The sequence below is a fragment of the Candidatus Chloroploca sp. Khr17 genome (assembly GCF_004138165.1).
GTDB lineage: Bacteria > Chloroflexota > Chloroflexia > Chloroflexales > Chloroflexaceae > Chloroploca.
Genome location: NZ_RYFF01000033.1, coordinates 61,873 through 71,849, shown reverse-complemented (window position 1 = coordinate 71,849; position 9,977 = coordinate 61,873). Strand labels below are relative to the sequence as shown.

General features: G+C 57.7%; 6 protein-coding genes. 3 read left to right on the top strand and 3 right to left on the bottom strand.

Translation table 11 applies throughout. From position 1 onward, the window contains the following. Positions 1 to 158: 158 nt before the first annotated feature. The gene (locus EKD05_RS17745) at positions 159 to 710 is read left to right on the top strand and encodes a CvpA family protein (protein ID WP_129675189.1); all 552 of its coding nucleotides are present in this window, start codon (positions 159 to 161) and stop codon (positions 708 to 710) included. Positions 711 to 797: 87 nt separating this feature from the next. Here EKD05_RS17745 and EKD05_RS17740 read toward each other — a convergent pair whose 3' ends face one another. Both EKD05_RS17740 and EKD05_RS17735 read right to left on the bottom strand, forming a co-directional pair. Continuing rightward, positions 798 to 3,041: an NADP-dependent malic enzyme gene (locus EKD05_RS17740; RefSeq protein ID WP_129675186.1), complete on the bottom strand. Its 2,244-nt coding sequence runs from the start codon at positions 3,039 to 3,041 to the stop codon at positions 798 to 800. A 134-nt stretch (positions 3,042 to 3,175) separates the two neighbouring features. Beyond that, the gene (locus tag EKD05_RS17735; protein WP_097653766.1) at positions 3,176 to 3,397 is read right to left on the bottom strand and encodes a hypothetical protein; all 222 of its coding nucleotides are present in this window, start codon (positions 3,395 to 3,397) and stop codon (positions 3,176 to 3,178) included. 141 nt (positions 3,398 to 3,538) lie between these two features. Between EKD05_RS17735 and EKD05_RS17730 the strand changes: the two genes are divergently transcribed. Continuing rightward, on the top strand, positions 3,539 to 4,732 hold the full coding sequence (locus EKD05_RS17730; protein ID WP_205703970.1) for a sugar MFS transporter: 1,194 nt from the start codon (positions 3,539 to 3,541) through the stop codon (positions 4,730 to 4,732). 94 nt (positions 4,733 to 4,826) lie between these two features. On the opposite strand, the gene EKD05_RS17725 is transcribed toward EKD05_RS17730, so the two are convergent. Next, positions 4,827 to 6,047, bottom strand: coding sequence for a BTAD domain-containing putative transcriptional regulator (locus EKD05_RS17725; RefSeq protein ID WP_129675184.1), 1,221 nt, complete (start codon positions 6,045 to 6,047; stop codon positions 4,827 to 4,829). 601 nt (positions 6,048 to 6,648) lie between these two features. Here EKD05_RS17725 and EKD05_RS17720 point away from each other — a divergent pair. Continuing rightward, complete coding sequence (locus tag EKD05_RS17720) at positions 6,649 to 9,966, top strand: VCBS repeat-containing protein (RefSeq protein WP_129675181.1); 3,318 nt, start codon at positions 6,649 to 6,651, stop codon at positions 9,964 to 9,966. Positions 9,967 to 9,977 lie beyond the last annotated feature (11 nt).

Here is a 9,977-nt window from a genome sequence, read left to right as displayed (position 1 = left end):
CCAGCTCTGTCGGGGGCAGTTGCTCGGCTGGCCCCCAGAGGGGCTGGCAGAAGTAGTCCCCAAGTCGTAACGGTCGCAAAGACTGAGATCGGGCTGAAGAGGGGCTATGTTATAATCCTTGCGCACATACCTACCCGCTTAGGGAAGAGGAGCGCTGCATGAATTTCATCGATCTGGTACTGATTCTTCTCTTCATCGGAGCGATTGCGACTGGTTTTTTTCAAGGCATGATTCGTCTGCTCATCGTCATTGTCTCACTCTATCTTGCCATTGTGCTCGCCAGTCTCTATTATGCTCCGCTAGGAGAATTTTTTGTGCGTAGCTTTGGGAGTGAGCGTTTTGTTGGTCAGTACATTGCTTTCACGATTGTCTTGATGCTCGCCTTTATGTTTCTCACGGCGGCGGGGATCTACACCTTTCGGTATGCCCATCTGCCGGGGAGCCTGGAATACCTGGATCGCGTCATTGGCACATTGCTTGGTATGTTTTTTGGGGTCATTCTGATCGGGATTTTATCGATTCTGATGTGGAATCTCATGATTGCGCGGGGCGGGCAAAACATCGGCCTGCCTCTCTTTAGCATGCTTGGGAACAGCATCGCCAACTCGTTTGTCTTGCGCTATTTTGCGACCGAGTTGTTGCCATTAGCGTACAGCTATATTGACCCCATCTTGCCTGAAGCGGCGAACGTCTTGTTCATCATCAGGTGACGGTTGGAGGTGCGCAGCAGCGCCCACCAGCGTTGCTGGTGGGCGCTGCTGCGCCATCTGACCGATAACATGCGCACGAGCGCTCTTTTACCCCTGGGCATCGACTGCGGCAAAGGAGGCGAGGTTGACGATATCGCGCACCTCATCGTCGGGGAGCAAGATATGCACCGAGCGATGCATGCCCATCAAAATCGGACCAATGGCCTCGGCCTCACCAAGGCGCTGGGTCAACTGATAGGCGGTATTGGCCGCATCGAGACTAGGAAAGATCAGCACATTGGCCTTTTTGACGCGGCTGAAGGGATAGAGTTGCTCGGTAATCTCGGGGACGAGGGCCGAATTGACTTGCATTTCGCCATCGACGGCGAGATCAGGGCGGCGTTCTTGCAGAATGCGGGCCGCCTCGGCCATGCGTTGTGGACTTTCTTCGTGGGGGGCGCTGCCAAAATTAGCAAACGAGAGCATCGCGATGCGTGGCGTGATACCAAAGCGGGTGGCGACTTCGGCGGCAAGTTCGGCAATATTGGCAAGTTCTTCGGCTGAGGGCGTGACATTGATCGCGGTATCGGCGAAGAAGACGACGCGGTCGTGGACGATCATCATCTCGCAGCCTGCGGCGCGGCGGACATCGGGGCGGGTTCCTATCACCTGGAGGGCGGGGCGCAAGGCTTCAATATAGTTCGAGGTGAGGCCAGAGAGAAAGGCATCGGCTTCACCGCATGCAAGCATCAGCAGACCGTGATAGTTGGCCCGCATTGCCAATTGACGAGCCTCGATATGGGTCAACCCCCGGCGTTTCCGTCGCTCGAAGAGCACCTCGGCATAGTGTTCGAGGCGTGGTGACTCACGCGGGTTATAGACTTCGGGCTGATAATCGAGGCCAAGGCGCTGGATATGATCGGCAATAACCTCGGGCCGTCCCAGCAAGATGGGCAACCCAAGGCCCTGGGACTGGATCGCCGCGGCAGCGCGAATAATGCGATCCGCCTCACCCTCGGCGAAGACGAGGCGTTTTGGATTGCTCCGGGCCTTGTTAAAGATCGACCGCATCAACGTCCAGCCCTTGCCGAGTCGGCTTTCGAGGGTATCGCGGTAGCTTGCGAGATCGACGTGATGGCGTGCCACGCCTTCTTCCATTGCCGCCTCGGCAATCGCCGGGGGAACCCAGAGCAAGACACGTGGGTCAACGGGTTTGGGGAGGATATACTCGGGCCCAAAGCGCAGACTATCGAGGTGATACGACTTGAGCACCGAGTCGGGGACATCCTCGTGGGCGAGGGCGGCGAGGGCGTGGGCGGCAGCGAGCTTCATCTTGTCGGTAATGCGGCGAGCCCCGACATCGAGTGCGCCGCGGAAGATGAAGGGGAAGCCGAGCACATTGTTGACCTGGTTGGGATAATCGCTGCGTCCGGTAGCGACAATCGCATCAGGGCGGGCGGCTTTGGCCTCGGGGTAGGGGATTTCGGGGTCGGGATTGGCGAGGGCAAAGATAATTGGTTGGGGTGCCATACGCTGCACCATTTCGCTGGTGACGGTATTGGCAGCCGAGAGGCCGAGAAAGACATCGGCCCCGACGAGGGCATCGGCGAGCGTGCGGGCGGTTGTCTCCTGCACAAAGCGGGCCTTGAAGGGGTCGATGGTGCCGGGGCGACCGGCGTAGATCACGCCCTTGGTATCACAGAGGGTAATATTGCCCCTAGGCAACCCGGCGAGCACCAGCAACTCGGCGCAAGCAATGCCAGCGGCCCCGGCCCCGGCAATGACGAGACGAGTTTCGGCCATGGTGCGACCGGTCAACTCGAGGGCATTGATCATGCCTGCGGTGGCGATAATCGCGGTACCGTGCTGATCATCGTGGAAGACCGGAATATCAAGGAGTTCACTGAGGCGTTGTTCGATATAAAAACACTCAGGAGCCTTGATATCTTCAAGATTGATACCGCCGAAGGTGGGGGCCAGGGCCTGAACGACCTGAATAATCTGGTCAGGATCAGTCAGATCCAGTTCAAGATCAAAGACATCAATATCGGCAAAACGTTTGAAGAGCAACGCCTTGCCTTCCATCACAGGCTTGCTCGCCAGGGCACCTCGGTTGCCCAGACCGAGCACAGCAGTGCCATTGCTGATCACCGCGACAAGATTGCCTTTCGCGGTATACTCGTAGGCGAGTTGCGGATCGTTGGCAATTTCGAGCACGGGAATGGCAACCCCTGGCGTATAGGCCAGACTCAAATCGTATTGGGTTAAACTTGGTTTGGTGGGGACGACGGCGATTTTGCCTTTGCGTCCTTCAGAGTGATAACGCAGCACTGAATCACGCGAAATATCCATAGATGGCTCCTGATCCTGATTATTGGCACATACGGGTGGTAGTGTACCACGCCTTGATGACACAAAAACGCGGGGCAAGCAAGGCTTGTCCCGCGTTGTGTGCGGTCGATGGGGAATTATACAGCGATCAGGAATTACGCATACTCTTCTTCAAACTCACGCCAGCGCAACGCACCGATGCCTACTGTACCTGCCGTTGCCCGTTCCTGGAGCATATGCACCAAGTTGAGATCTTCGGCCTCGCGGAGGGAGTGCAACACTTCGCGCCACAGATCAGGGCTCAACACAACCGAAGTGATGTTGTTGCGGGAGTCAACAGTAAACTGCACGTTGCGGGCGAGTTCTTCCGTTGTCATGAGGGCTACCTCCATGGTAGAGAATATGGGACGGCGCCTGGTAAAAGTGAAGACGGGTCGGGCTATGATGCAGGCTGTGATTATATTGTGCGCCGCTGGTTTTCATTGTAGAGGGACGAGATACAAAGAAGGTTCAAACATTTGCGATCACGACAATTGGTTCTCATTGGCCTAATGTTTGTTGGTTTTATCAGTCTGGGCCTGCCTGATGGTCTGTTGGGGGTGGCGTGGCCTTCGATTGCGGCCACCCAGGAGGTTGGGCTTGGTGCGCTGGGGTACCTGCTTGCCGCTGCTTCGGTTGGCTTTTTAACGGTGAGCATGTTGAGTGGGCGCATCCTGGCTCGGCTGGGGGTTGGGGTCTTATTGGCCGTGAGTTGCCTGGTGACGGCGTTGAGTCTGCTTGGCCTGGCGCTGGCCCCGACGTTTTGGATGCTCTTGCCGATGGCGATGTTGCTAGGGGCGGGGGGCGGCGCGATTGATGCCGGGTTGAATACCTACGCTGCTGCCGCGACGAGCCCGCGGGTTCTGGCCTGGTTGCATGCCTGTTATGGCTTGGGCGCAGCGGCGGGGCCATTCTTGATGACGGGCCTGTTGGTGCGTAACCAGCCCTGGCAGATCGGGTATCTGCTGGTGGGTGGCGGGCAACTGGTGCTGGCGCTGGCCTTTTTCTTGAGTCGGCAGCGTTGGGTTGCTGATGGGGCAGTCACACACGAACACGCTGTGCGTAGCCCCGTCGCGTTACGAACCACTGCCAGGTTGCCAACCGTCTGGTTGAGCATTCTGGTCTTTGCGCTCTACACAGGGCTAGAGGTGAGTGTTGGGCAATGGACCTACACCCTTTTTAGCATTGGGCGCGGGTTTGACCCGGCCAGTTCAGGGCAATGGGTTGGTTTTTACTGGGCTGGCTTGACGCTTGGCCGGGTGGTTGCGGGCATCGTGGCCGGACGTTTCAGCCAGACGAACTTGCTTTGGGCGGGGAGTCTGGGGGCCACAGTGGGTGCAGGTTTGATCGGCTTGTTCGCGGTGCCGTGGGCGGGCTTGACCGGCATGCTCTTGATGGGCTTTGCGCTCGCGCCGATCTTTCCTGCGTTGATCGCGACGACGGCGCAACGGGTTGGGAGCGTGCATAGTGCGAATACGATCGGGTTTCAGATTGCGGCAGCTAATCTGGGCGCGGCGTTGCTGCCGTGGGGGATTGGCGTGCTGGCGGGGAACTATGGGGTCGGGCTGATTGGCCCGTTGCTGGTGGGCCTGGCGGTTATCTATCTGGGGGTTTTTGGGGTGGTGATGCGAAGCGGGAGTGGTGAGCGTCGCGTGAAAACTTCCGAGGGATAGCTCTCGTTAGGCTGCATGATCGCTGAAGGTTGGCGTGGGCCTGGCCGGGGTTGTCTGGGTGATCTTTTGCTGGACGGCATCACGTGGGGTGGGGCTAGGAGCGTCCTTCAACCTTGAGGCATACCTCGTTGCTCAAGCTCAGGCGTTCACGTGACGTAACGAGGAGTTGTACGCCTGGGGCAGTGGCAAGGATCGCCTCGACCAGCGCAAGGCTCTCATCCCGGACGTGCTCGAAATGGTCAAGGATCAGCAACATCTCGCGGTTGGTCAGGAAATTGAGCAGATCCTCGTGCGGGCTGCGTTGCCCAGAGAGGGCCAGTTGGAGCACCTCGGCGATGGCCTGGGCCAGATCGGTGCCGCTGGTGAGATTTGCGAGGGGCACAAAGCAGATGCCATTGCGCCAGGCGTAGTACTGGTGGGCGGCCGTTGCCAGAGCAATGCGTGTCTTGCCAACGCCTCCTGGGCCAAGCAGTGTGACCAGGCGAAGGGGGGCAATAACGAGATATTGATAGAGCAGACCGAGCTCTTGTTCGTGCCCGACAAGGGGAAGGGTTGAGTCAGGGAGGGGGGGCGGGCCACGCAGGCGGGCCAGGCTGATGCGTGCATAGAGCGCATCAGTCTCGGGCATAGGGGTGAGCCCCATCCGTGCATGCAAGATCGTCTGGCAGGTCGCGTATTGTTCCAGGGCCGCCGTATACGCGCCTTGCTGGGCGAGCAAGTGCATCAGTTGGCGATGCGCCTGTTCGCGACAGGGATCAAGGGCAAGGAGCTTGCGAGTGGCCGTAATAGCCCTGGGCCAGGCACTGTGGCGGGTTGCCGCGGTGATCAGATCGTCGAGGGCGCCGAGCACCCGACCGTGGTACCAAGTGCGGCGTTCGTAGAGCCATTCAGCAAATTCGAACTCATGCTCGATCGCAATTCCGGCCATAAACTCGCCACGATAGAGCCGGATGGCATGATCGAGTGTATCAAGGCTGGTTGGCTTAGCGAGGTCACAGACTGCGTCGAGCATCTGTTCAAACTGTTCGCTATCAAGTTCGACCAGACCCTCGGGATCAAAGGCCACACTCTTGCGATCGGCCTGGATATACCCGGCGGGGAGCGTTTTTTGGAGACTATAGAGCGCCATGCGCAGATTGGCCTGGGCGCGCTCTTCGGCCATGTCGCCCCAGAAGAGCCCGGCGAGAGTACGGCGCGAGTGCATACCACGATGAGCGGCCAGATATCCCAGGAGTGCAAGAGATTTTTCGGGGATAAAGAGGGCTACTTTGCGTCCATCCACAACAAGTTGCATGGCACCCAGCAGAAAGAGCATAACGGCATTTTAGCATGAGTCTTGCTTGGATTGACGTTGCATTGACGGAATCTCTCTAAGATAGAAAGCATCCACTTTTTCGCGGCGTGACGTTTCATGCAAGGCAGGAGCAGTGTGTGAAGTAAGTTTTCCGGTAGCACCGCCGACCACGAATACTGATCACGAATAAACGAATATGGGCGTTGCGGTGCGGTATTCGTTTCTTCGTGCCCCATTCGTGGTCGGCGAACGACCCCAGAAAACTTAGGTTACAGACCAATGAGTAGGGTGTGAAGTAAGTTTTTTGATCCCAGCGGGGGCTTCGACAGGCTCAGGCTTCGACAGGCTCAGGCTTCGACAGGCTCAGGCTTCGACAGGCTCAGCCTCCGTCCATTCGCAACGCCCATCGTCCGCCGTTGGCTGAGCTTGTCGAAGCCACTACCGAGAGCAGAAAACTTTTGTTACACACTAATGGGTAGTGTGCCAACTAAATTTCCTGATGCTTTGCGCCCTGGGAGCGAGGGCGTCCCGCCCTCGGGGGCGTTCGAGGGCGAGACGCCCTCGCTCCCAGGAATGTCGGAAAACGTACGTTACAGACTACTAATCAGAAGGAACATAACCTATGCGCTTGATTATGAGGTTGGCCCTGGCGAGTCTGTTCTTTTTCACGCTGGGGGGCAACGTGCCGCTGGCACCACCTTCAGCTTCAGCCCAGCAGGGCGGCTCGATACCGTTACATCGTCCTGGGCAGCCTTCGAAGCTAACGAATCTTGAAGAGGTACTGGCCCAGAACCCTGGGCTTGATCCGCTTGCTGGCAGCGCAACGCTCCTTGATGCGGCCGACATGGTGTTGTTCTGGAATGGACCGACGCCAACAAGCAATAGTCAGGATAATGTTGCCTACCACACCTTTTACGATGCGGCAGGCCCGGTTTTGCCGGTAACGAGCCCGTTGACGGACACGGTTGAGGCTGGATGGGCGATCACAGCAACCGAGGCTCTGAGCCGTATGGTTGGTCCGGATGTTGGTCGTTTCCAGCGTAGCCCGATGGATGTAGTCACCTTCAACCTTGATGGCACCCTGCGTAGCAATGTGGTTGGCGCGTGGCCTGATCGTGAGCGTCGGGTGATCCTGTTTGTGCCCGAGTTGCAGGGGGGCGCGCAGGCTTTTACCTGGGAGCGGGCGTACACTGCTACGTCAGGCATCACGTTGACCCAGTGGAGCGACGAGATGCGGCTGGCGGCGGGCGATCTTGATGCTGATCGTTCTGACGAAATTGCGCTGGCGTATCACGGGGCAGACGGGCAGTTGCATCTGGAGATCTTTGATGGCAACGGGGGCCTTGATCTTCGTCGGCGTGCGGCGACAGCGGTGCCGTCTCCCGCCTCCACTTCCTCTAGTATGCTCAATTTTGATCTGGCGGTTGGTGATTTCAATGGCAACGGGCAGAGTGACCTTGCGCTTATTGCGGTCGAAGAGAATGTGAACGAGAGTGGCTACTGGGGCATCTATCTCCAGTTTTTTACCCTCGTGAACGATACGCTGGAGCCGCGTCTGAAGACCTATCTGGTTGGACCAGAGGTGGTGGAGACGCTGGTGTCAAATGCTTCGCCTGGCAATCTGGCGGTGGCTGCCGGCAATTTTGATGACGATGCGGCGCTAGAGCTTGCTTTCGGCTATGGGCTTAGTCAGCCGAGCAGTGGCAAGCGCGAGAGTTTTGCCGGCATTTTCGACGTACGTGCTGATCTTGGGGCGGTCACCGAACGCGATCGTCAACGGGTTGATCAGAATGGCGCCTCGTTTCGCACGATTGCCGTTGGCGATATGAATCTCGATGGCAAGGATGAACTTGTTTTTTATATTGATAACAACCTTCGGCTCTATCGGAGCGATGATCAAGGCATGCTTGACCTGGTTGATAGTCTGACGTCGCTTGGAGAGCGGGGGAGCAGTCGCCGTCCGGTGGCAATGGCGGATCTCAATCGCGATCTGCGGGCTGAAATTGTGGCGGTGAACTATCGCTACAGCACTGACAACCAGCGTCAAGAGACCCAGGTTCTCGTCTATGGGGCCGACCTTGACGCGGGAGGCAATATAAGCAGCGTTGTCGAGCGTACGCAACTCACGCATGCGACGGTCAATCAACCTTGTTGCTCAACGGAATATGCGCTGGCGCTTGGCGATTTTGATGGCGACCGCGTGCGGCTCGGCCCGCCGGTCTATCGGCGTGAGACGAACGTGGGCCAGGTGCTAGCGATCATCAACGCGCCGCCAAGTCATTTTGACATTCTGCCTGACGGCACCGAAATCAGCGTCAACGTGTGCCAGAACCCGAACATCCCCAGTGAGTGTGCAACGAGTGTCTACTACGAGACCAGCACCGCGACCAGTGAGATTGCGGTTGACATTCAACGGAGTTGGACCCTGGGGAGGAACAGTACGGAAGATGTGCAAGGGCCGTCGGTGATTGACGAAGTCATCAACGAAATCAAGCGGATCAATGCGGCCCTCGTGCCACCAACTGATCCTTCGATTGAAGATCTGATTCGCTATATTGAACAAAATGTGATCAACCTGAACGGACCTGAAATTGTAACGCGGATGATTGATCTGCTCAACAGTGGCAACAACGTACTTGGCTCGCATGTTGCGACAAGCATCGAGCGCAGCTATGGTACCAACTTTGAAAAAGCCACCACGAGCATCGAGACGGTACGAATTCGGCAGTCGATTCTGGCGGGGCGTGACGACGTCATCATTCGTACCGAGAGCGACTATGACACCTGGGAATACCCGATCTACACTGATGAAAGCAACACCGTAGGCGGGCATTTGCTAGTCGTCTGGCCGGTCTGTGACAACAACCAGTGCAACGTCAGCGCCGAGACGATTGTGCCGGGCAAACGGCTTGCTTCGGGTTATGTGCCGAGTCACGAGCCGCTGAATCTCTTGTCGTACGCTCGTGAGGCGCCACCGAACTATCGCCTGTACAACCGGATTGCCCAATTTCGGCGGGTCAGCGTGGGCGAACAAGTCACCGAATTTGAATTGACGTTGAGCAAAATCCGCGAAGACCGGGGCAGCAACAGTCGTTCGCAGAACATCGTCAACGGGCGCGAGGCCCAGACAGGCGGTGCCGAAGGCTCCATCGGGGTGAGTGCCGGATTAGATCTGGGGCTCTTTCAGATCGGCGGCTCGGCCTCATCCGATTACAAGCGGCCCTACTTCGTCGAGCGTTACAGTGATGAATACGGCTCAGAGCGGATCTCGAACCACGAATTCCGACTTCAGGAAGATACCGTCGTGCGGATCAGGATTGGAGCATTGACCGGCGAGGCGGTGCGCTTCCCGTATCGGGTCGAACCATTTGTCTACTGGTCGCCTGGTTTCAACGCCTTTGTGATTGACTACGCGGCTGAGCCCATTGTTGAGCCGGGCAATGGCTGGGATCAATACTACAACCAGCCTGATCCAGCCTTCAACCTCCCGTGGCGGCGAGGCGATCAGGGCGAGGAATTGCGTCGGTACACCCGTGAAATCAGAGTATTACCGGCCTTGCCTGAACCGGGGGAACAGGTGCGTCTGCAAGTACCGATCCACAACTATGGTCTGCAAGATCAAAATCAGAGCTTCAGCGTGGCCTTCTACCTTGCCGACAGTGGTTCGACGAACCCACAGAACCCGCCTGGACCGGATCGCCTGATTGGGCGAACCGTTGTTGACGCCATCCCGGCGCGAAGTTCGGTGAACGCAGAGGTGGAGTGGACCACCCCGGCAGAGCGGGGGCTGTATACGATGTATGCCGTGATTGAACCTACCGCAGGGCAACTTGCGCAGGTTCGTGCCGACAATGATGCGGCCTACGGGTTCATTAGCGTTGGTAGTAGTGGCCAAGTTCTCGTGGTGCCACGGGCTTATCTCCCGTTTGTGCGGCGCTAGGTGCTTGACGG